A 23,287-nucleotide genomic window follows, 5' to 3' on the forward strand; every position below is an offset into this window, starting at 1 on the left:
GAATTATGAATTTAGCAGCCCTAAGAGAAAATTATCAAAAAGGAGAATTGTTAGAAAGTAAAGTCCACCCAAACCCATTGGAGCAGTTTAAAATCTGGTTTAAAGAAGCTCAAAATGCAGAATTACCAGAGCCTAATGCCATGTTTTTAAGCACTTTGGGAAGGGATATGCGTCCATCCGGTCGCATTGTTTTATTAAAATATGTTGACCGAGGTTTTTCCTTTTTTACGAATTATTTTTCAAGAAAAGGGCAAGATATGGCGCATCACGACAAAGCTTCCATCACTTTTTTCTGGCCCGAATTAGAGAGACAAATACGCATAGAAGGGCATGTAGAAAAAGTAGATGAAATGTTATCGACCGAATATTTTCAGTCTCGTCCAAGAGCTTCGCAAATTGGAGCTTGGGTTTCTGAGCAAAGTGCCAAAATTCCGAATCGTGAATTTTTAGAGGAGCGTTACTCAGCATTAGAAAAACAATACGAAGGGCAAGATATTCCTAAACCCGCGCATTGGGGAGGATATGAATTAATTCCTGATTACATGGAATTTTGGCAAGGTCGCCCTTCACGCCTTCATGACCGTGTGGTTTATGAACTGCAGGATGGAAATTGGGAGAGGTATCGGATTGCGCCGTAATACAGTCTTTGCGGTTTAGGGATTAGGGTTTAGGGTTGAGGGATTAGGGTTTAGGGTTGAGGGATTAGGGATTGGGGTTTAGGGATTAGGGATTAGGGATTAGGGATTAGGGTTTAGGGATTAGGGATTGGGGTTTAGGGATTAGGGATTAGGGATTGTGTAATTTTACTTAATACCTTTGGCCTTTTTAATTATACTTGTTAGAATTTTTATGATTTCAATTCCATCCGATGTATATATTCTAAATTCTTCAATTTTTAAGTAATTTGATTGGTACAGTAATTCCAACCAATATAAAGATTCATTGATTTCTTTTTGGGCTATGGCCATTTTATGAATAAAATCGGGTTTGGATTCTGCATATTCGGCCTCTCTTATCATGGCACCTACGCTAGTGGAACTTCTAATAAATTGTTTCGAGAGTATAAATTCTTTTCTCTTTTGAATTAGACATTGATATAGTCTAACGGATTTCAACGCAAATTGAAAAGTTTTATTTTTAATATTATTTGATTCCATGGCATTTATTTATGAAATCAAAATTCACTTAAAATTGTTAATTATTTTAGTTTGTCCAATAGATTATCAAGTCCTTGATTACTCTATACCTAATAACTAAACACTAATAACTAACCCCTAACCCCTAACAACTAACCCCTTATAACTAACCCCTAATAACTAAACACTAATAACTAACCCCTAATAACTAAACACTAATAACTAACCCCTAATAACTAACCCCTAATAACTAAACACTAAAAATCAAATCCTTTTAATCCAATCGTTTTCTGGGTTTGATACCCTTCACCATATTTTACGCCAATTTTGTGGCCCATTTCCATGGATCTTGCGCGGATGAATTCTAAGAAATCAGGAGAGGAAATATAAGAGTCTGGTTCGGTGGAGTTAGGGTCAAAAAATTGACTTTTGAAAGCACGAATAGATTGTTCCTTGACATCCCAATGCGCACTAATATCGATCACAAAATCAGGATTTAAATAACGATCTTGAATGTAATGAAAAAGGTGCTTGGGTCTCCAGGCTGCTTGCAAATTACCCTGAGTGTCTTTTGTTTCAATCTTTCTTAATCCAGATAAAAAACAAGCATCAATGGCTAATTGGGCACCTTTACCATGGTCAGGGTGTCGGTCTTCCAAGGCATTGGCCAGTACAATGTTTGGTTGGTATTTACGAATAACTTGAATTAACTTCAATTGGCTTTCTTCATCATTTTGAAAGAACCCATCCCGAATCCCCAAGTTTTCCCGGGCATGAATGCCCAATATGGCCGTCGCTGCAGCTGATTCAGCCAATCTAATCTCAGGCGTCCCCCTCGTTCCTAATTCACCTCGGGTAAAATCCACTATCCCCACCTTTTTTCCTTGTTGGATTTGAGATACAATGGTACCTGAACAAGCCAGCTCTGCATCATCTGGATGCGCAGCCATAACTAAAATATCTAGTTTCATCATTAGTGAATACGTAAACGTCTACCAGCTCGAATGGTGGAGCTAAGTTTTAAACCATTTAATCTAGCCAATTTAGTCACCGATATTCCTGCTCGTTGAGCAATGGAATACAAGGAATCACCTGAACGAACTCGGGTCCAGGCGGTACGTCTCGAACGAATTTTTTCACCCGCACTTCCATATTCATTTCGTAGGGAAAGTGAGCGGCGGTCGAAAGTTCTAGCAGTAATTAATAAGTGGTCCGATAGCGGTTCTCCAGTGCTTAAATTGTAAACATTGTTTGGGTTGAATGGATTACCTTCATACCTAGTTTCAAAGTGCAAGTGGGACCCTGTACTTCTACCTGTATTTCCACCCAAACCAATTTCATCTCCTGCTTTGACAAAAGTTCCTGGTTCAAAATTTCGTTTGGAAAGGTGCCCATAAAGGGTTTCAAGTCCATTGTAATGCCTAACGACTACGTAATTTCCGTAACCGGAATAATCAAATCCTGAAATACGAACAATGCCGTCAAAGGCCGACATAACGGGGTAGCCTGTTTCTAAGTCGAGGTCAACTCCAGCATGCAAACGTCCCCAACGCGGTCCGAATGGACTGGTTTGTTTAACCACATTCAAGGGTGGAGACCAATTTCTTCCACTTCCTACATTATAAAGTTCAATGTCCACCGGTTCATCGAAATCTTTGATGTCGATATCATACGGATCAATACTTTTGGTATCCCAAATGGCAAAATAGGAGGCAACCGTTACAAAATCCTCACTTCCTACCGGGGCATTTTCTTCCTCTATTTCTACCACTAGGGCTTCCCCTTCATCGATCGAGGTGGTGTCGAAATTACTGATGGTTGGATTTAAAATCTTGATGGGTTCGTATTTACGTTCCTGCATCTCAGAACCAGCCACCATGCCTGTAGTTTCCGTTTCATTGCGGAATTGTAAAGGAGGTAGATCGTCTATTTCCTCTTTCTTTTCTTTGCTATTGCTGTTTGATTTGGTTTCTATCTTCGTGCTTTTTTTGAACAAATTACGTTCCTGTGCCTTTACAGAAAAGGCAAAAAAAGTGACAGATAGGAAGAAAATCAGGTTTTTTACTGACATAAATGAAGTTTAATGTAAATGGTTGGAAGCCAACCATCTCTCAGCGTCTAAAGCAGCCATACAACCACTACCTGCTGCTGTTACGGCTTGACGATAAATAGAATCTTGTACATCTCCACAAGCAAAAACGCCTGGAATATTGGTACGAGAGCTACCTTTTTCGGTAATTAAATATTCTTGAGCATCCATATCCAATTGACCTTTGAAAATAGCGGTATTGGGTTGATGTCCGATCGCTACAAAAAATCCAGTTAAGGCAATTTCTTCTGTGGCATTCGTTTCTCTATTTTTGATACGAATACCGGTTACGCCATTGGCATCACCTAAAATTTCTTCTGTTTCAGAATTCCAGTGAATTTTTATTTTAGGATTATTTTTAACACGCTCTTGCATGATCAAAGAAGCCCGCATTTCATTCCTACGAACGATCATGTGAACCTCGGTACACAAATTGGCTAAGTAACTGGCTTCCTCTGCTGCAGTATCACCTGCACCCACCACGGCTACTACTTGATTTCGGTAAAAGAATCCATCACAAACAGCACAGGCAGAAACACCCAAACCATTGAAAGTAGTTTCTCCCTCGAGCCCTAACCATTTGGCAGAAGCACCCGTGGCAATAATAACGGCATCGGCTTCTAGTTCTGTTTGATCATCAATCCATACTTTTTTAGGCTGGCTGTTGAAGTCCACTTTGGTAGCTAAGCCAAAACGCACATCTGTACCAAATCGCTTGGCTTGATTTTCTAAATCCTGCATCATAGTAGGGCCATCTACTCCTTTTGGATAGCCTGGGAAATTATCCACTTCGGTTGTCGTGGTTAATTGACCACCTGGTTGTCCACCTTGATACATCACAGGCTGTAAACCTGCTCTAGAAGCGTAAATAGCTGCGGTATAACCTGCCGGCCCTGAGCCGATAATCAAACATTTTATTTTTTCTGCCATAAAATTAATAACACCTTGAAGATCTCAAAAGGTTCATGAAGGTGCAAAATTCGGTAAATAAGCGCAGAATCCCAAACGAGGATATTTTGCTATTAATCCTTACATTTGTTTATCATCTGCTTTCAAACGAATGAGTAAAAAGAAAATTACACACAACCTTACTTTTTGGGTTTTAATTTCCATTTTTCTGGGTGTTCTTTTAGGACATTTTGCTCCTGATTGGGCCTTGTATCCCTTGATGGAAAAGAAGTTTGCCTATTCTTTTTTGGGTGCAGATATCAGCATGGGGCCTAGTGTCAGTGAGTTGCTAAGTGGTTTTTTCATCAGTTTAGTCAAATTGTTTATTCACCCCATCATCTTCCTTACCATTAGTTTGGGAATTGTCAATATGGGTAATCTCAAAAAGGTAGGTCGAGTAGGAGGGAAAGCCTTATTGTACTTTGAGGTGATTACCACCATAGCTTTGATTATTGGTTTATTTGTTTCCACTATTTTGGTGCCAGGTGAGGGTGTTATTCGTTCAGATGTGGCCGGTGGAGATATTAGTAAATACACGGCAAAGGCGGCCTCTTTCTCTTGGTTATTGTTTTTAAAGGAAAATTTTACTGTTCAAGTTTTATTCTTTTCCATCTTTTTTGGCATCTTTTTAAACTCTGTTCGTGGTAAGGCTCGTATGATTTCAGGAATGGAACAAGCCTCGCATTGGGTTTTTAAAGCCTTGCATTGGGTGATGTACATGGCACCTCTGGGGGCTATGGGAGGTATGGCTTATACGATTGGAAAATTTGGTATACATTCCCTATTGCCTTTAGCTAAATTAATGGCCTCTGTATACATCACCATGGCTTTGTTTATTTTTGTCATTTTAGCCTTGGTCATGCGTTCTTGCGGTGAACGAATTACCTCCTTTTTGAGCTATATCAAAGCCGAATTATTAATCGTTTTGGGTACATCTTCTTCTGAAGCTGCATTACCCTCTTTGATGCAAAAATTAGAAAAAATGGGTTGCTCAAAATCCGTGGTGGGATTGGTCGTGCCAGCTGGGTATTCCTTTAATTTGGATGGAACGAGTATTTACCTATCCATGGCAACCTTATTTTTAGCCCAAGTGTATGGTATTCAGCTCAACTGGGAACAATTATTAACCATCATTGGCGTGTTGATGGTAACTTCTAAAGGTGCCGCAGGAGTCACAGGAAGTGGTTTTGTGGTGTTAGCATCTACCTTAACAGCCTTACAAGTAATCCCGCTAGAGGGTTTAGCTCTTTTATTGGGCGTTGATCGCTTTATGTCAGAAGCTAGAGCGATTACGAATTTCATTGGAAATGGAGTCGCGACTGTTTGGTTAGCCAAGCACGAAGGAGAGTTTCATGCCCCCGAATCAGAATAACATTCATCAACATATCAAATTATGTCCATCTCATCTATTTTAAAACAAGATGCCTTAGCTTACCATTCCGAAGGTAAGCCCGGGAAGATTGAAGTAAAACCCACCAAATCAACAGCCACTCAGCGGGATTTATCACTAGCCTATTCTCCCGGCGTAGCAGAGCCATGTTTAGAGATTGCCGCTTTTCCTGAGAAAGTGTATCAATATACGGCTAAAGGCAATTTAGTTGGGGTAATTTCCAATGGAACGGCCGTATTGGGTTTAGGGAATATTGGTCCTGAAGCCAGTAAACCTGTGATGGAAGGAAAGGGTGTTTTATTCAAGATTTTTGCCGATATCGATGTATTTGATTTAGAGTTGAATTGCATAGAGCCCAATGATTTTGTAGAAACGGTTGTCCGTTTAGAACCTACTTTTGGAGGAATAAATTTGGAAGACATTAAGTCGCCTGAGTGCTTTGAGATAGAAGAGAAATTAAAAAAGCGCTTGAAGATTCCAATCATGCATGATGATCAGCACGGAACTGCCATTATTTCTTCAGCGGCTTTATTAAATGCCTTGGAAATTGTCGAAAAAAAAATTGAGCAGGCAAAATTTGTTGTTTCTGGTGCCGGTGCAGCAGCCATTTCCTGTATTAAATTATACCTTCAATTAGGAGCAAAAATTGAGAATTTCCTCATTTTTGATAAAGATGGTTTAGTATCAAAAGCTAGAACAGACCTAAATCCTTATGTAAGTCCATTGGCATGTGAAGCCAATATCAAGAAAACCTTGGCAGAAGCCATGAAAGGTGCAGATGTCTTTTTGGGTCTTTCGGTGGGAAATATTCTTAAGCCTGAAATGGTAGCCTCCATGGCTAAAGATCCAGTGGTTTTTGCTATGGCCAACCCAACTCCGGAAATTGGTTACGCAGAAGCTAAGGCCGTTAGGGATGATTTAATCATGGCCACTGGTCGTTCGGATTATCCTAACCAAGTCAACAATGTACTCGGCTTTCCATTTATCTTTAGAGGTGCGCTGGATGTGAGAGCTTCCGAGATTAACGATGAAATGAAATTAGCTGCGGCTAAGGCCTTGGCTTGCTTAGCAAAAAAGCCTGTTCCCGATATTGTGAATTTGGCATACAATGAAAAAAGCATCAGTTTTGGACCTGAATACATCATTCCAAAGCCTGTGGATCCACGCCTGATTACCACGGTTTCTATGGCAGTAGCCAAGGCAGCTATGGACTCAGGTGTAGCAACTGTTCACATTAAGAATTGGGATGAATATGAAAATCAATTGGCTAAACGCTTAGGTTTGGACAACCAGGTGATGAAATTCATTTTGAAACGAGCAAAAAGTAATCCTAAACGGATAGTTTTTGCAGATGCTCAAAATCTGAAAGTTCTTAAAGCAGTGCGAGAGGTATTGGATGAAGGAATAGCTAAACCTATATTATTGGGTAATCAAGCTGCCATTGAAGCCATTTGTGAGGAGCATCACATTGATTTACAAGGCACCGAAATCTTGGATTTTAAGCATCCTGATAATGAACCTCTATTAAAGGAATTTGCTGATTTATTTTACGAAAAACGTAAAAGACGTGGTTATACGCGCTGGGAAGCTGAAAATCAGGTTCGTAAAAGTAATTATTTTGCGGCCATGATGTTGGAAACATATCGTGCCGATGGAGTAATATCGGGTTTAACCAAAAACTATCCGGAAGCTATTCGTCCTGCCTTGCAGATTATCGGTAAAAAGCCAGGGGTGAAAAAAGTAGCCGGTATGTATTTGCTTTTAAGCAAAAAAGGACCGCTATTTTTCTCTGATACGACCATTAATTTCCAACCTAGTGTGGATGATATCGTAGAAATAACCCGCTTGACGGGTGAGGCCGTAGAGCGTTTTAATTTGCAACCTAGAATTGCTTTGTTGAGCTATTCCAATTTCGGTTCAGCCGATGGAGATGATGCCATTAAAATGCGTGAGGCTACCCATATTTTGCAGGAAAAATATCCTCAATGGTTGATTGAAGGTGAAATGCAAGCTCACTTGGCCTTTGATAAGGAACTACGTCAGCAAAATTATCCTTTTGCATCACTCGGAAATGAAACAGCCAATACATTGATTTTTCCTAATTTATCGGCAGCTAACATAGCCTACAACTTATTGAAAGAAGCCGCTGAAATAGAATACATCGGCCCAATTCTTTTAGGTTTACGAAAACCGGTTCACGTGCTGCAATTAGGGGCTAGTGTTCGAGAAATTGTCAACATGGTGGCTATTGCCGTAGTTGAAGCACAAACTACGGAATAGAATTCATCCATTGTTTTCTTAATTCCAATTGGGAATCGCTTGGATTCTTCTGTGGTACAAAAGAGGTCGGAGCGTTGCCCATACTTGTTTGAAATGGAGCTTTTAAGCGAACCGTTTCATACAGACCATTTCCTTTGGGTCTAGCTACTTCTACCTCTAAGATATCCCCTAATTGTATGTCTTTGAGTACTTTAGCAGCATTTGTACTGAAATTTTCTAGGCTAAAAGAAAGTTGATTGACAAAAACTAATTCATCTTTGGCTTGCAAGCCAAGCATTCTTCCAAATTCATTGATTCCATCTTCAGAGTTTATTACAGCACGATGCGTTTCAGCATTGACGTTTAAGGATTGAAAATCGAATCCCAAAGACTTGATCGGGCTGGCACTAAATTCCTGAATTTCATATCCAATGAGGTGTAGCCAGTCAGCCACAGGGATTTCCTCTTTACCCTCTATGTATTTCTGGAAAAAGGTTTTTAATTCAGGTTTTTGAGTGATTTTGACCAATTGATCAAATAAATCATTGTCTTTAAAAGATTGATGAGGCCCATAATATTGGGCTAAATCCCGCATCATTTCTTGGGTTCCATATTTGCCTTGGCTCAGTTTTCTTAGGGTTAAATCTAATCCAAAACCCAGCCAAGCACCTTTTTGGTAAACATTGCCATATTCATCCTTGTATTTGTCCAGCACTTTCTCGCTCATCGTCGTGAAAGGTAATTTTCTGTCAAATTGGACATTCATTACTTCCCACTTATTTTCAAAGGTCGACATGAATTTTTTCAGGTCGGTGATTTGGTATTTTAATTGAACATGATGCGCCGCGTATTCGGTTAAGCCTTCATATAGCCAGAGGTGTTTGGACATCTTAGGCTCTAAAAAATTAAAGTTTCCTATTTCTTCCGAATGGATATTCAAAGGAGTGACAATATGAAAGAATTCATGTGCGCATACTTCTCGTATAGTTTCTGCTAAGGTTTGAATGTTTCCTTCTGGTAAATAATAAAAGGAGGATTGGGCGTGTTCTAATGCCCCATAACTACCATTTTTGATGTTGTCGGATAGAACGATGATAAAGGCGTAGTTAGATACGGGTAATTGCCCCCCTAAGTATTTTTTTTGCGCTTCCAGTAAAGGTTTGATTTGTTCCGCTACTTGCGCCGCTGAGCACATTTTATTGGGTGAATAAACTGAAATCAAAATGTTGGCATTGGCTAGGGGAAAACTTAGCGTATCTGGAGAAGCATACATCAAAGGCGCATCAATCAGTTCTTGATAATGGATGGCTTCAAATTGGTCTGTACTAGTTTTGCTTTTGTTTTGCAGGGAACTGGCCCCGTATAGGTTCTTAGGTTTATCGATGGATAATTGTACTTGGGCTTTTTCATGGCCAACAAAATAACCCAACATGGCATGCGTATTGAGTGCAAATAAACTATCTTGTTGGAAGGAAGTACCCGCCGGTTCGAAGACATAATCTCCAGGTATTTCAGGGCTATCCCAAGTATCATGGACAAAATACCGTAATTCAGCTAATTGGGAGGCATTGGAAATCTGGTAGGTATTTGGCCCAGTTTTTTTGTATTTCAAGTTTTTACCCACTGCATCCAATGCCCTGAAATCTTGAACAAATCGGCCGAAATCATAGTTGGCATAAGTTCCTGGTACTATTTTAGGAAGGGCATAAATTACCTCCTTTTGTTTGAATTTAGGTGCTTTAACAACTACCTCTAAACGGTCATTAGTCAGCTTGTTTAAATCAATCTTATACTGAACTTTTTCTTGCCCAAAGGCCAGCGTCGAGGCAAGTAGCCAAAAAAGTAGTTGAATTTTTTTCATAATTAATGCTTGTATTGCAGTGCCTCTTGAGCTTGAATTTTTTTGATGAAGATGGTTGGTAGTGTAATGATGATAGCCACCAAAATACTGGTACCCAAATTGACCCAAAGCCATGTGGACATGGACCAAATTATGGGAACAGAGTTCATATAATAACTTTCAGGATCCAAAGGAATTAGGTGGTACTCGGATTGTACATAACAAAAAAGAATGGCCAATACATTGCCTATGGCTAATCCTCTAAGTAGAATAAAGAAACCATTCCACCAAAAAATGGTTCGAATTTGTCTATGGTTAGCCCCCATGGCTTTCAATAATCCGACCATGGGAATACGTTCCATGATAAGGACCCATAGTGTCGCAATGAGATTGAAACAGGCTACTACCAATAGCAGTGAAATAAATATGACAATATTCCTATCCAGCATCATCATCCAGTCGAATAGGGCAGGGTATAATTCAGTGATGGTTTCCAATCTCCATTCGGCAGGCATCTTTGATTCTATTTCATCCGCAGATTGATATAAATCTGCTGATTTTTTTAAAAAGACCTCATAAGTTCCGATGGAATCTGTGGACCAGCCATTCATTTTTTGAACCCATGAACGGTCTGCCAAAATGAACATTTTATCTAATTCTTCTAATCCTGTTTCATAAATCCCGGTGATTTTTACTTTCCTTGGCCGTTCGGGATTAGATAGAAAATATAGAATTAAGCTACTATTTAGCTTGACTTTCAGTTGTTTAGCTAAGCTGTTACTCAGGATGATGTCCTGGGGATGATGTATTTGTGACTGCCCTTGCAGCAAATTGTTGGCCAGTTGGTCTTTAGGCACATCATTTCCTATTCCTTTGATAACGATTCCCGCCAAACCAGCATCTCCCACTAGTATGCCGGGTTTCTGTAAATGAGCCTGAATGTGGTCCACCGAGGGGTTTTTAAGGATATTTTTTTCCCATGCCAAATTTCTCCTCATCGGGCTATCAGAAAGGGAATGATTGCCACTTATTTGGCTGATATGTATATCTCCAGCAAAACGGGTTAATTTATCTTGAATGGCATCTTTAAAGCCAAATAGAATAGAAAAGGCAATGAGGATGATGCTTACTCCCATTGCTACTGTTCCTATACCTACATAGGTAACCGTTTTAGAAAAGGAAGTTTCATGGGTATTACGAATCCGACGTGCAACAAAAAGTGGGAAATTCATTCAGTCGATTTACGTTAATTATCTTAAAATTTATCAGATATTTGAAAAGTAAATTTTAAACCGCAAAGAAAATAGGAATGCATCGAATCTACAAGCTATTGATTTTATTGTTGTTTTTTTCCTCTGGTCTACTGCCTCAGGTTACTCTAGCTCAGTCTAGCAAAGCTATTCCAGGAGATCAACAAATTGCTACCTATTTGCCAATGATTTTCGATAAGCGAGTTGGTTTGGTCGTTAATCATACTTCGGTTTTGGGTAAAACTCATTTGGCAGATACCTTATTGTCTTTAAAGGTTCCCATTAAAAAGATTTTTGCACCTGAACATGGTTTTAGGGGTACAGCAGATGCTGGAGCACATATTGATAATGGGAAGGATGAAAAGACAGGATTACCCATCATTTCATTGTATGGAGCACATAAGAAACCGACCAAAGCAGATTTGGAAGGTATTGATGTGGTGATATTTGACATTCAGGATGTAGGAACTAGGTTTTATACCTACAGTTCTACTTTACATTATGTGATGGAAGCTTGTGCTGAAAACAGCGTTAAATTAATCATTCTCGATCGTCCAAATCCCAATGGCCACTATGTAGATGGTCCTGTTTTGGAAAAAGAATTTGCCTCTTTTGTGGGGTTAAATCCAATTCCGGTGGTGCATGGATGTACCTTGGGCGAGTTGGCCAAAATGATCAATGGAGAGGCCTGGTTAGATCGGGGAATTCAATGTGATTTAAGTATTATTCCTGTTAAAAAATACAAGCACGCAGATAAGGTGCAAATTACCGTGGCGCCTTCACCTAATCTTCCAAATGATCAAGCTATAGGCTTATACCCTTCCTTATGTCTTTTTGAAGGGACCAATGTTAGTATTGGTAGAGGCACCATGACCCAATTTCAAGTAGCAGGTACTAATGTAGCTGGTTTAGGTGATTATACATTCACCCCTATGCCCATGCCGGGAGCCATGGAACCACCCTTGAAAGGAAAGCTATGCTATGGTTTTGATTTAACAAAAATAGATACTCGTGAGCTAGGATTTAGTTTGAAATATCTATTCTATTTCTTTGAAAATTCGGGTAAAAAAGAGTCGTTTTTTACCAGCCCGAGCTTTTTTGATAAGCTAGCAGGAACCAATGAACTTAGGAAAATGATGTTAGAAGGGAAATCAGAAAAGCAAATACGAGCCACTTGGCAGGAAGGCTTGAAAGAGTATAAAAAGATTCGAGAAAAGTACCTGATTTATCGGTAGAAATACAAAATAAATACTCGACTTTTCGTTTAAAATTGCGACCTTTGCCGTTTATTTTTATTTAAAGCAGCTATGGCGGAAAAAATTATTATTCTTGACTTTGGTTCTCAGGTGACTCAATTGATAGCCCGAAGAGTTCGTGAGCTTCAAGTATATTGTGAAATACATCCTTATAATCATATACCTAGCATCGATTCCTCAGTCAAAGGAATTATTTTATCAGGTAGTCCTTGTTCAGTCCGTGATGAAGATTCTCCAAGAGTAGATTTAAGCCTATTTGTTGACTTACCTATTTTGGGTATATGTTATGGGGCTCAATTATTAGCTCATCAAGGAGGAGGTTCGGTTCAGGCGTCCCAACATAGAGAGTATGGTCGTGCTCATTTAACGGGTACTAAGGATTCTATTTTGTGGGATGAAATTTCCAGTAATAGCCAAGTATGGATGTCGCATGGTGATACCATTATGGAATTACCTGCCATGTATGAAGTTATTGGTTCTACGGAATCAGTTAAAGTAGCAGCTTTTGCACACGTTTCTAAGCCAATTTTTGGAATTCAATTCCATCCTGAGGTTACGCATAGTACAGAAGGAAGTATCATTTTAAGAAACTTCGTGGTGAAGGTCTGTGATTGTACACAAGATTGGACTTCTGATTCCTTCGTAGAAACAACAGTAGCTAATTTGAAAGAAAAATTAGGTCAGGATAAAGTCGTATTAGGTTTATCAGGTGGAGTGGATAGTTCGGTAGCGGCGGTATTATTGCATCGGGCTATTGGTAAAAATTTGTATTGCATATTTGTGGATAATGGATTGCTGCGCAAAGATGAGTTTGAACAAGTATTAGAATCCTATCATTCCTTAGGTTTAAATGTCAAGGGAGTAGATTCAAAACAGCGTTTTTACGATGCTTTGGCAGGTTTAAGTGATCCAGAGTTGAAGCGAAAAGCGATAGGTAAAACCTTCATCGATGTCTTTGATCATGAAGCACATGCTATTGAGGGCGTTGCATGGTTAGGCCAGGGTACTATTTACCCAGATGTCATAGAGTCAGTTTCTGTCAAAGGGCCATCTGCCACCATCAAATCCCATCATAATGTGGGCGGATTACCTGATTTCATGAAATTGAAGGTAGTAGAGCCTTTGAATACCTTGTTCAAGGATGAAGTGAGAAAGGTAGGAAAAACCTTAGGCATACCACAAGATATTTTAGGTCGCCATCCTTTCCCAGGTCCAGGTTTAGCCATTCGTATTTTAGGAGATATAACACCGGAGAAAGTGGATATCCTTCAAAAAGTGGATGCTATTTTTATAAATGGCTTGAAATCTGAAGGCCTTTATGATCAAGTTTGGCAAGCAGGTGCAATCTTATTGCCGATTCATTCCGTAGGAGTGATGGGGGATGAAAGAACCTATGAGCAAGTTGTTGCCCTGAGGGCTGTAAGTAGTTTGGACGGTATGACTGCCGATTGGTGTCATTTACCCTATGAATTCCTAGGTAAAATTTCAAATGAAATTATCAATAAGGTAAAAGGGGTAAATCGGGTTGTGTATGATATTTCTTCCAAACCCCCAGCAACCATTGAGTGGGAATAACCAAGAACTTGGACAACAAATAAATTTTTAAAACGTTGACGCTCCGTAACGCTGGCAGCGTTTGGAACGCTGACAGCGTTGGAAAAAACGGAGCGAATTAATGAAAATGCTTACAAAAAAAGGGAACTTAGGTTCCCTTTTCTGCGTAAATGGCTGCTAAATGAACGATGGTTTCAGTGGCCTTTTGCATGTCTTGGATGCTGACCCATTCTTGTTTACTATGAAAAGCATGCTCCCCAGCAAATATATTGGGGCAAGGTAAACCCATGAAGGTAAGTCGGGAACCGTCCGTACCACCCCGTATACTTTGCATTTCTGCTTGTAAACCAGCTTTTTTCATAGCCTCCATGGCATTTTCTAGGCATTCAGGATAATTGACTAATATTTCATTCATATTTCGGTATTGCTCCGTTTGAATAAATTCAGCCTTAGCATGTGGATAGTTTTTAAGCACTTCCTGAGTAATATCTTTCAATAAGGCCCCATATTCTGAAAGCTTTTCTGTCTTGAAATCACGTAAGATGAAATGGATTTCCGCAGTTTCCACGCTTCCCGTAATCTCAACCGGATGTATAAACCCTTCCATTTTTTCTGTGCTTTCCGGGCTCAGGTAATCTTTAGGCAGCAAATGAATGATTTCAGCCGCTATTTTAATGGCACTTTCCATTCGGCCTTTGGCAAAGCCTGGATGTTGAGAAATACCTTCAATTTTAATACTAAACCCATCGGCTGAAAACGTTTCATTTTCTAAATGCCCTCTTTTTTCTCCGTCAATGGTATATCCAAATTGTGCATTGACCTTTTCTAGGTTGACATGGTCTGTACCTTTTCCGACTTCTTCGTCAGGTGTAAATAAGATGGAAATGGGCCCATGAGGAACTTCAGGATGTTGAACCCAGAATTGAATGGCATCCATGATTTCTGCCACTCCTGCTTTATTATCTGCTCCTAAAAGTGTCTTTCCGCTGGCTGTAATGATATCATGTCCTATTTGTTCGGCCAAATCTGGATGCTCATCTAGGCGGATGACTACGGAGTTGTCATCGGGCAAAATCAAATCTTGACCTTGGTAATTTCGATGGATCAATGGCTTAACATCCTTTCCTGAGCAATCTGGGGAGGTATCCATGTGGGCACAAAAACAAATAGCAGGAATGGATTTTGGGACATTGCTTGGCAGCTGTGCATAGACATACCCATATTCATCTAAATGGGCGGAATCTAAGCCTAGTTGTTTTAATTCATGAACCAAAACTTTTCCTAAATCTTTTTGTTTGTCTGTTGTAGGACTGCTAGTGGAGTTTGGATCAGACTGAGTATCAATTTGTACATAAGTAAGAAATCGATTGGCGGAACTATACGTGTACTTTTTGAATTTTTGCGAGATATTGGTCATAAAAACCGATTATTTTTGAAATATAGAAAGAAAAAATTGTGTTAAATAAATTTATTTTTTTTGGATTCATAAAGGTAATTAACCTTTCAAAATTACGTATTATCTTAGAGGCTTGAATTTTGCTTGGAGCAAAAAGCTTCTTCAATTTTTAAAATCATACCAAAGTTAAGCTTATAAAAAATTATGTCTCAACCGGCTACAATTAACCTCGAAGGGAAATCCTTTGATTTGCCTACTCTGGAGGGTACAGAGAACGAAAAGGCCATCGATATCGCTAAATTGCGTGATTTGACTGGTTACATTACGTTTGATCCAGGCTTCAAAAATACTGGAGTTACTAAAAGTTCAATTACTTATTTGGATGGCGAAGAAGGGATCTTGCGTTACCGAGGTTACAGCATTGAAGAATTAGCTGACAAAGCTTCGTTTTTAGAGGTGGCTTATTTGCTTATTCATGAGGAATTACCCACTCAAGCTCAATTGGATGCTTTTTCTGCTGAAATCCAGTCTTACACGGTAGTAAATCAAGATTTACTAAAGATTTCTGAGGGCTTTCCAGTAAGTTCACATCCTATGTGCACCATTGCGGCCTTGGTTGGAGCTATGTCCGCTTTTTATTCAACAGAAGAAAAAGGTGACGATGAGAAGAGTGTGTTGAGATTAATGGCTCAATTGCCCGTAATGGCTACTTGGTCCTATAAAAAATCCCTAGGTGAAGGAATCATTCAGCCGGATACAACGGTAGATTATTGCTCTACTTTCTTGCAAATGATGTTTGCCAAGCCGGGAGAAAAATATACAGCTGATGCTGTGGTATCGAAAGCATTAAATAAATTATTGATTTTACACGCTGACCATGAGCAAAACTGCTCTACTTCTACCGTTCGTTTGGTAGGATCATCTCATGCGAATCTTTTTGCGTCTATTTCAGCAGGAATTAATGCACTTTGGGGACCACTTCACGGGGGTGCTAACCAAGAGGTTATTGAAATGTTGGAAGCCATAAAAGCCGATGGAGGTGATACAGATAAGTACATTGCCATGGCAAAAGATAAAAATTCAGGTTTCCGTTTGATGGGTTTTGGGCACCGTGTGTACAAAAACTTTGATCCACGTGCGAAAATCATTAAAAAAGCAGCTGATGACGTATTAACAGCTTTGGGTGTTAATGATCCCGTTTTAGCCATCGCAGCACGTTTGGAAGAAGCAGCCTTAAGTGATGAATATTTTGTAGCTAGAAAGCTTTATCCTAATGTAGACTTTTACTCAGGTATTATTTACCGTGCCTTGGGTATTCCAACCAATATGTTTACTGTAATGTTTGCTATTGGACGTCTTCCAGGTTGGATTGCTCAATGGAAAGAAATGCGTGCTAACAAGGAGCCAATTGGTCGTCCAAGACAAATTTATACTGGCGCAACTAGCCGTGCATTTGTTGAGATTAATCAACGATAGGCTAAATGGTCTAACAATTTTTAACAAGCTAAAAGCCCTTCGAAAGAAGGGCTTTTTTGGTTTAATGAGGTATTAGGGCTAATTTGCAAGCTTAAATGGAATGCATGACATTACAATTCAAGCGCTATTTCCTCTTGGTGCTCCTTTTTTTGGGGATGGTAAACCAAGGGATTTTAGCTCAAATTCAACAAGGAAAAGCTTCTTATTATCACAAGAATTTAAGTGGTAAAAAGACCTATAGTGGCGAAAGGTATAATTCTTATTTGTTCACTGCTGCTCATCGAAAATTCCCCATGGGTACTTGGTTAGAAGTAAGTAATATCAAATCTGGTAGTAAGTCGTATGTACGGGTGAATGACCGTGGCCCACATCAAAAACGCTTATTGATAGATGTGTCTTTTAGCGCTGCGAAAGAGTTAGGGATAGTTGGTGCTGGAATCGCTCCTGTTCACATACGCCCATTAGATGAGGCGGATTTACGTGATACACTTTTGACTTTTTTACAAAAGCGCGACAGCCTTATTTTAAAAGAGCATCCTTACACGGTATATGTTAAAAAGGCCAAGAAATCTAAAAAGAAGAAAAAGAAGAAAAAAAAATAAGTGTTTAGTGTTTAGAGTTTAGTGTTTAGGCTTTGATGTTTAGGGTTTAGTGTTTAGGGTTTAGGATTTAGTGTTTAGTGTTTAGGGTTTGGTGTTTTTTCAGTTAAAAAGTATAGTAGGTCTAAAACTCCTAATCTCTAATCCCTTACCCCTAATCCCTTACCCCTAATCCCTAATCCTTAATCCTTAATCCCTAATCCTTAATCCCTAATCCCTAATCCTTAATCCCTAATCCCTAACCCCTAACCCCTAATTACCAACTATTCATTTAAAAGCACAATCTCAATTCTACGATTCCATTTTCGGGCTTCTGCTTGATTATTGGCTACTTTGGGTTTTAAGAAACTCATTCCTTTGGTTTGGATTTTATCAGCTAAAATACCTTGACTGACTAAATAGTTTTTGATGGAATTAGCCCTTTTTTCAGAGAGTACTTGGTTAGATTTAGCTAGACCAATTTCATCGGTATGTCCCCTGATTTCTATTTTTTGTTGTGGATTTTCATGCAAGAATTTTACAAGTTTGTGTAAACTTTCAGGAATAGGAGTGGGGATAGCCCATTGATTCGTGGCGAATTGTATATCATCAAAACTGACTTCTTGAAAATTGATTTTACTTGGTTCAGTCTTGACCTCAAGCTTTACTTCTGCTTTTGGACTTGTCTTTTTGGGCAACCAATAGCTATTGGGAATGAATATCCGATGGAGCTCTTCTTCAATGGCTTGGCCTGGCTTATTTCTGGAAATAAAATATTCTAACCTATTTACTCCCTGGCAGATACCTGCTTCATTGTCTGGCGTATTTAATTCCATTATATTTTTGGCCGCTAGCCATTGCTTATTTTCCATTGTGCTTTGATAAAAATCCAAACCTCCTTTTCCTCCTTTTTTATCACTTGAAAATAGCAGAACTTCATTCACTTCCAGCCAATAGGGACCTTGTTCATCAGCTGGGCTATTGATTTGAGGACCTAGATTAATGGCCATTTTCCAACGACCTTGCGCATCTTTTTCACTCATCCAAATATCTCTTTTTCCAATACCTCCTGGCCTGTCGGATGAAAAATAGAGTTTTTGACCATCTGCACTTAGGCATGGTTGGCCCTCCCAGTCGTGGGAATTTATCAAGATTCCCAAATTTCTAGGTTTAGACCAGTTTCCATTCAGCCAATTACTCTCATATAAATCACAGCCCCCAAAACTATTACGGTATTCACAGCCCGAGAAAATCATCGTATTTCCATCCTTGGACAAACTTGCTGTGCCGTCGTTACTTTCTTGGTTGATACTGCTCAAAGCCTGCGGATTGATGAATTTTTCCCCATCCCAAGTGGCTACTTGCAATTCTTCATCAGCCCGATCTGCTCGTGTCGTAAAATAGATTTCTTTTCTGACAGAAGAATAATGGGGGAAATACTGAGCTTTTTGAAGGTTGAGTTCAACAATAGGGGATGATTTCAGACTATCCTGGGGAAATCCCCACAAACTGAATGAAAGGAACAAAGCCGCTAGCATGCTTATGGGATTTGTAAGAACTTATGGGTCTGAACAGAAATTTGCCAACGTGGATTTTCTTTGACAAAATCAACGATTAATGGATTCATGTCGGCTTGTTTCGACCATTCGGGCTGCATGAGCCAAAGACTTTTTGTGGGTAATTTTTCTATCCATGTTTGAGACCAAGCAATGTCCGATGGATGAAATATGACCACTTTAAGTTCATCAACCAAAGGAAAAATTTCAGGATTAGGTTCCTTAAATTTCTTGGGAGAAAAACATACCCAATCCCAAATCCCCGTTATTTTTTTACCTACTCCCGATGTTTCTATATGGGTTCGAAAACCAGCTTCTTGCAATGCTTCTGTTAAGGGATTCAGATCATGCATCAAAGGCTCTCCTCCAGTAATGACTGCAATCCTTCCAGGATAAGCTGAGGCTTCTTGTACTAAATTGGCCACTGTTTTGATGGGATGGGTGTCAATGGGCCAAGATTCTTTTACATCACACCAATGGCAACCCACATCGCAGCCCCCGAGTCGAATGAAATAGGCAGCATGTCCTTGAAATTTACCTTCGCCTTGAATCGTGTAAAAAGATTCCATCACGGGATACGTAAAAGCATCTCTTTTTACATCTGATTTTATATCTTTGGTGTTTGATTGCATGCAAGGCAGAAATTCTAAGTAAAATTAAGCTTTGATTTGTAATTTAACTAATAAGAAATCGTTCTATTAAATAGGATCGATTTTTTATTTTTCTCTTAAAATGATCAAGAATCAAACATTCCGTTTTTTTTGGATGTTTTTTATAGGAACCTTCCTGACCGTAGGGATGAGTTCTTGTTGGTCAGCGCGCTGTCCTAGAGAGACATGTCGTGTACGGGTAGAGCACCGTCACGGAGAAAGTTATTATCGGCCTAGAGAAGCATTTTCTTGGATGTGGACTCCTCGTTACAATCATGTGAGAACCTCCAACTACGCGACCATAGGACCTAATAAGCCTACAAAGAAAAGAGCCTGGTATCAATTTTATAAACCAGCTGATCGTGTTAGTTCCAAGAAACCCCGTTAAACCATATGCCTAAAATTGCACTAGCTGCCGGGGTTTTGAACCAACTACCCTTGGATTGGAAGGGTAATCAAGCCCGAATCATTGCCATCATTAAACAAGCACAAGAGCAAAAAGCGGACATACTTTGTTTGCCTGAGCTTTGCATAAGTGCATATGGCTGTGAAGACCAATTTTTAAGTGCATTTACCTCTGAGAAAGCTTGGGAATCTTTAACTGAAATCTTACCCCATACCCAGGGAATACTGGTGTGGCTAGGCTTACCTTTATATTTTGAAGGGACTTTGTACAATGTAGCGGCTTGCTTAGCACATGGTAAATTGGTGGCAATTATCCCTAAGCAACACTTAGCCAATGACGGTGTTCATTACGAAACCCGTTGGTTTAGTCCTTGGCCTGCCTCAAAAAGATCTATCATATCCACTAGTTTAGGCCAAATCCCCATCGGCGATTATCGCATTGGGCTTCATGGTTTAACCATCGGCATTGAAATTTGTCAGGATGCTTGGGAAGGCGCTCGAAGGCCAGCTCATGCTCTAGCACATCGGGGTGTTTCCGTCATTTGTAGTCCTACCGCTTCCCATTTTGCTTTTGGTAAATCTAAAATTCGTCAAGGTTTAGCCCAAGAGGGTTCTCAAATCATCGGTGGAGCTTATGTATTTGCCAATTTATTAGGAAATGAATCGGGTAGAACCATTTTTGATGGGGATGCTTATATTGTAGATAAGGGACAAATTGTTGCGGAATCATCTCGTTTTAGTTTTCAAGACGGACAATTGATTGTAGCAGCAGTGGAGGTACAAGAATACAATCAATTCGATGAGGATATAATCCAGGCATACATCCCTATTTCTGAGGAAAAAAACTCGTATCCTTCTTTTAAAGCTGCTTCTTGGGAAAAATCCCCTTATCTAAAAGAAGAAGAATTTGCCAGAGCCCTAGGTTTGGCACTTTGGGATTACCTCAGAAAATCTAAATCTTTTGGTTGGGTTATTTCCCTTTCTGGCGGCGCAGATTCTTCCGCTATTTCAGCTTTATGCTTTTTGGCCATACGATTAGCCATAAAGGATTTAGCCTGGGAGGGAGTCAAAGAAAAATTATCCTATATACCTTGGTTGAAGGATGTATCATCCGAACAGGAATTAGTAGCACATATTTTAACGACTGCCTATCAGGGGACAGAAAATTCCTCTGATCATACCAGGGCCTCGGCTAAAGCACTCGCTGAATGCATTGGAAGCACGCATTATGATTGGAATATAGATGTTTTGGTTAAAGAATATCGAGGAATCATTGAGCAGGCCATTGGGCGTACATTAACCTGGGAAAAGGATGATATTACATTGCAAAATGTTCAAGCTCGTTTGAGAAGCCCAAGCGTATGGATGCTTGCCAATATCAACAATGCCTTATTACTAGCCACTTCCAATCGCTCGGAAGCTTCGGTGGGATACGCTACCATGGATGGTGATACCTCAGGTTCTATTTCACCCATTGCTGGCATTGATAAGACATTTATTCGTGAATGGCTTATTTGGATGGAGAAAATGGGATTAGCGGATAATTTGCGCCTAGAAGGACTTTCTCACGTCAATCAATTAGAACCTAGCGCTGAATTAAGGCCATTAACCTCGAAACAGGTAGATGAGGAAGACCTAATGCCTTATCCCATTTTAAATGCCATCGAACGCTGGGCATTTTATGATAAATTATCGCCTGCGGACTGTTTACAAAACTTGTTTCAGGTTTATGGAGAAAAATATACCAAAGAACAGCTCCGTGAATTTTGTAATCGATTCTTTCGATTATGGGCCAGAAACCAGTGGAAAAGAGAGCGTTATGCACCCGGATTCCATGTGGATGATTACAGCCTAGATCCTAAATCTTGGCTTCGATTCCCCATTTTATCCGCTGGATTAGAAAAAGATATTAAACCCTAACACATGCTCTTAGTAGTAGATATTGGAAATACAGATATCGTCTTTGGATTTTATACCGAAGGGGATTGGAAATTGATATTAAGGACACCCACCCACCAGCCTTGGACAACGCAAAGGATGGAAAATTGGATTCGTCAAGAATGGTTGGAGAAAAATATTGGTTCTTTAAAACCGCAAAAGTTAATCATTTCCTCCGTCGTGCCTTCGGTTTCATACCATGTACAAAAGGGCTTAGAGAATTGGTTGGCTATTTCAGCTATCTTGATGTCGCCCAAATTGTACAAGAAGTTTCCTATTGAAATTATTTCACCGGATGAAATTGGCTCTGATTTGGTAGCCAACTCGGTATATGCGCATCATGCTTACCAAGCTGATGTATTGATTGTTGATTTTGGAACAGCACTAACATTTACTTTGGTCAATGCCCAAGGAAAAATGGAAGGGGTTTCCATTGCTCCCGGTTTAAAAACAGCCGTGAAATCCTTATTTTCTCAAACGGCTCAATTGCCCGAAGTACCCCTCGAAATGCCTCAATCTGCGTTAGGTTTTGATACAGTTAGTGCTATTCAATCGGGTATTCTTTGGGGATATGTGGGCATGGTTAAAGAAATGATTCATCGGGTAAAGGATGAAAAAGGTCAGCATGTCAAAGTATTGGCCACTGGCGGTTTATCCTCTATTTTAACGCCATTGGAATCATATTTTGATGAGGTGAATAAATTAATCACCCTAGATGGCTTACGTTTAATTGCTGAAAATTACTTGGATTAATATGGTATCTACTCCTAAAGAAAGAGGCTTTTTTTTTCCTGCTGAATGGCATCCACATGAGGCAACATGGATTACATTTCCGCACAATGATCATTCCTGGCAAGGGGATAAATTGGCGCAGATGTACCCTGAATATTTTGCGCTCATTAAAGCGATTTCCCAAGGTGAGAAGGTAAGAATCAATGTCAATGATGCTAGATTGTCTGATTTTATCTTAGGTGAATTGCCTAAATATTCGATTGATTCTCAGAAAATTGAGTTATTTGTTCGACCGACCAATGACGCTTGGTGCCGTGACCATGGCCCCGCATTTTTAATAAAGAAGGATAGTTCGGAAAGATTATTGATTGATTGGGGCTATAATGCTTGGGGAGGTAAATATCCTCCTTTTGATGCGGACAATAGAATTCCACAAGCCATCGCTCAAGATTTAGGCTTGACATTCCAAAGTCCAGGTATCATCATGGAAGGTGGCTCGGTAGAATTCAATGGACAAGGTGCTGTTTTGACGAGTCGATCTTGTTTATTAAATCCCAATCGAAATCCACATTTGAATCAAGAACAGATTGAAAAATATCTGAAAGACTTTTATGGTGTGGAGCAAGTTTTATGGGTGAGTGATGGCATTGTGGGTGACGATACAGATGGCCATATTGACGATACGGTACGTTTTGTCAATGAAGATCCTGTTATCACCATGATAGAACCCAAATTGGATGATGATAATCATGCGGTGTTGGCTCAAAATTTACAAGAGCTGAAGGAAATGAAGCTTTTGGATGGTCGTCCCCTGCGAATTGTTGAAATCCCTAT

At 39.6% G+C, this 23,287-nt stretch carries 20 protein-coding genes; 11 read left to right on the forward strand and 9 right to left on the reverse strand.

Annotation, left to right across the window (positions count from 1 at the left end; genetic code table 11):
• The first annotated feature begins 5 nt into the window (after nt 1–5).
• Nucleotides 6–638, forward strand: a complete 633-nt coding sequence (pdxH, locus tag ACST15_RS11870) for a pyridoxamine 5'-phosphate oxidase (RefSeq protein WP_459454872.1) — start codon at nt 6–8, stop codon at nt 636–638.
• Between the two features lie 165 nt (nt 639–803).
• On the opposite strand, the gene ACST15_RS11875 is transcribed toward pdxH, so the two are convergent.
• From ACST15_RS11875 to trxB, 4 genes are all read right to left on the reverse strand, one after another.
• Nucleotides 804–1,157: a four helix bundle protein gene (locus ACST15_RS11875; RefSeq protein ID WP_459454873.1), complete on the reverse strand. Its 354-nt coding sequence runs from the start codon at nt 1,155–1,157 to the stop codon at nt 804–806.
• A 236-nt stretch (nt 1,158–1,393) separates the two neighbouring features.
• Nucleotides 1,394–2,107 (reverse strand): bacillithiol biosynthesis deacetylase BshB1, encoded by a 714-nt coding sequence (gene bshB1, locus ACST15_RS11880; RefSeq protein ID WP_459454894.1) that lies wholly within the window; start codon nt 2,105–2,107, stop codon nt 1,394–1,396.
• A 2-nt stretch (nt 2,108–2,109) separates the two neighbouring features.
• Nucleotides 2,110–3,207, reverse strand: coding sequence for a peptidoglycan DD-metalloendopeptidase family protein (locus ACST15_RS11885; RefSeq protein ID WP_459454874.1), 1,098 nt, complete (start codon nt 3,205–3,207; stop codon nt 2,110–2,112).
• A 9-nt stretch (nt 3,208–3,216) separates the two neighbouring features.
• Nucleotides 3,217–4,155, reverse strand: coding sequence for a thioredoxin-disulfide reductase (trxB, locus tag ACST15_RS11890; RefSeq protein ID WP_459454875.1), 939 nt, complete (start codon nt 4,153–4,155; stop codon nt 3,217–3,219).
• 130 nt (nt 4,156–4,285) lie between these two features.
• Between trxB and ACST15_RS11895 the strand changes: the two genes are divergently transcribed.
• Nucleotides 4,286–5,545, forward strand: coding sequence for a cation:dicarboxylate symporter family transporter (locus tag ACST15_RS11895; protein ID WP_459454876.1), 1,260 nt, complete (start codon nt 4,286–4,288; stop codon nt 5,543–5,545).
• Nucleotides 5,546–5,566: 21 nt separating this feature from the next.
• Complete coding sequence (locus ACST15_RS11900) at nt 5,567–7,843, forward strand: NADP-dependent malic enzyme (RefSeq protein WP_459454877.1); 2,277 nt, start codon at nt 5,567–5,569, stop codon at nt 7,841–7,843.
• On the opposite strand, the gene ACST15_RS11905 is transcribed toward ACST15_RS11900, so the two are convergent.
• Both ACST15_RS11905 and ACST15_RS11910 read right to left on the reverse strand, forming a co-directional pair.
• Nucleotides 7,833–9,683, reverse strand: a complete 1,851-nt coding sequence (locus tag ACST15_RS11905; RefSeq protein ID WP_459454878.1) for a M61 family metallopeptidase — start codon at nt 9,681–9,683, stop codon at nt 7,833–7,835. The genes ACST15_RS11900 and ACST15_RS11905 overlap by 11 nt on opposite strands.
• 2 nt (nt 9,684–9,685) lie before the next feature.
• On the reverse strand, nt 9,686–10,894 hold the full coding sequence (locus ACST15_RS11910; protein ID WP_459454879.1) for an ABC transporter permease: 1,209 nt from the start codon (nt 10,892–10,894) through the stop codon (nt 9,686–9,688).
• A 77-nt stretch (nt 10,895–10,971) separates the two neighbouring features.
• Here ACST15_RS11910 and ACST15_RS11915 point away from each other — a divergent pair, with 77 nt between their 5' ends.
• Nucleotides 10,972–12,147: an exo-beta-N-acetylmuramidase NamZ family protein gene (locus ACST15_RS11915; RefSeq protein ID WP_459454880.1), complete on the forward strand. Its 1,176-nt coding sequence runs from the start codon at nt 10,972–10,974 to the stop codon at nt 12,145–12,147.
• 72 nt (nt 12,148–12,219) lie between these two features.
• Nucleotides 12,220–13,743: a glutamine-hydrolyzing GMP synthase gene (guaA, locus tag ACST15_RS11920; protein ID WP_459454881.1), complete on the forward strand. Its 1,524-nt coding sequence runs from the start codon at nt 12,220–12,222 to the stop codon at nt 13,741–13,743.
• 127 nt (nt 13,744–13,870) lie between these two features.
• Here the strand turns inward: guaA and pepT are convergent, their stop codons facing one another.
• Nucleotides 13,871–15,139: a peptidase T gene (gene pepT / locus ACST15_RS11925; protein ID WP_459454882.1), complete on the reverse strand. Its 1,269-nt coding sequence runs from the start codon at nt 15,137–15,139 to the stop codon at nt 13,871–13,873.
• A 183-nt stretch (nt 15,140–15,322) separates the two neighbouring features.
• On the opposite strand from pepT, the gene ACST15_RS11930 reads away from it, so the two are divergent.
• Both ACST15_RS11930 and ACST15_RS11935 read left to right on the forward strand, forming a co-directional pair.
• Nucleotides 15,323–16,594, forward strand: a complete 1,272-nt coding sequence (locus ACST15_RS11930) for a citrate synthase (protein ID WP_459454883.1) — start codon at nt 15,323–15,325, stop codon at nt 16,592–16,594.
• A 104-nt stretch (nt 16,595–16,698) separates the two neighbouring features.
• The gene (locus tag ACST15_RS11935) at nt 16,699–17,196 is read left to right on the forward strand and encodes a septal ring lytic transglycosylase RlpA family protein (protein WP_459454884.1); all 498 of its coding nucleotides are present in this window, start codon (nt 16,699–16,701) and stop codon (nt 17,194–17,196) included.
• Between the two features lie 260 nt (nt 17,197–17,456).
• Here the strand turns inward: ACST15_RS11935 and ACST15_RS11940 are convergent, their stop codons facing one another.
• Nucleotides 17,457–18,710 (reverse strand): OmpA family protein, encoded by a 1,254-nt coding sequence (locus ACST15_RS11940; protein ID WP_459454885.1) that lies wholly within the window; start codon nt 18,708–18,710, stop codon nt 17,457–17,459.
• Between the two features lie 2 nt (nt 18,711–18,712).
• Nucleotides 18,713–19,360, reverse strand: coding sequence for a 7-carboxy-7-deazaguanine synthase QueE (locus tag ACST15_RS11945; protein ID WP_459454886.1), 648 nt, complete (start codon nt 19,358–19,360; stop codon nt 18,713–18,715).
• Between the two features lie 100 nt (nt 19,361–19,460).
• On the opposite strand from ACST15_RS11945, the gene ACST15_RS11950 reads away from it, so the two are divergent.
• The 4 genes from ACST15_RS11950 to ACST15_RS11965 all read left to right on the forward strand — a co-directional run.
• On the forward strand, nt 19,461–19,766 hold the full coding sequence (locus tag ACST15_RS11950; protein ID WP_459454887.1) for a hypothetical protein: 306 nt from the start codon (nt 19,461–19,463) through the stop codon (nt 19,764–19,766).
• Nucleotides 19,767–19,771: 5 nt separating this feature from the next.
• Nucleotides 19,772–21,703, forward strand: coding sequence for an NAD(+) synthase (gene nadE, locus ACST15_RS11955; protein WP_459454888.1), 1,932 nt, complete (start codon nt 19,772–19,774; stop codon nt 21,701–21,703).
• A gap of 3 nt (nt 21,704–21,706) precedes the next feature.
• Nucleotides 21,707–22,474, forward strand: a complete 768-nt coding sequence (locus tag ACST15_RS11960; protein WP_459454889.1) for a type III pantothenate kinase — start codon at nt 21,707–21,709, stop codon at nt 22,472–22,474.
• 1 nt (nt 22,475) lies between these two features.
• Nucleotides 22,476–23,287 (forward strand): agmatine deiminase family protein (locus ACST15_RS11965; RefSeq protein WP_459454890.1); only part of this gene is annotated, 812 nt, incomplete at its 3' end.

It is taken from the genome of Aquirufa sp. Wall-65K1, assembly GCF_054558475.1.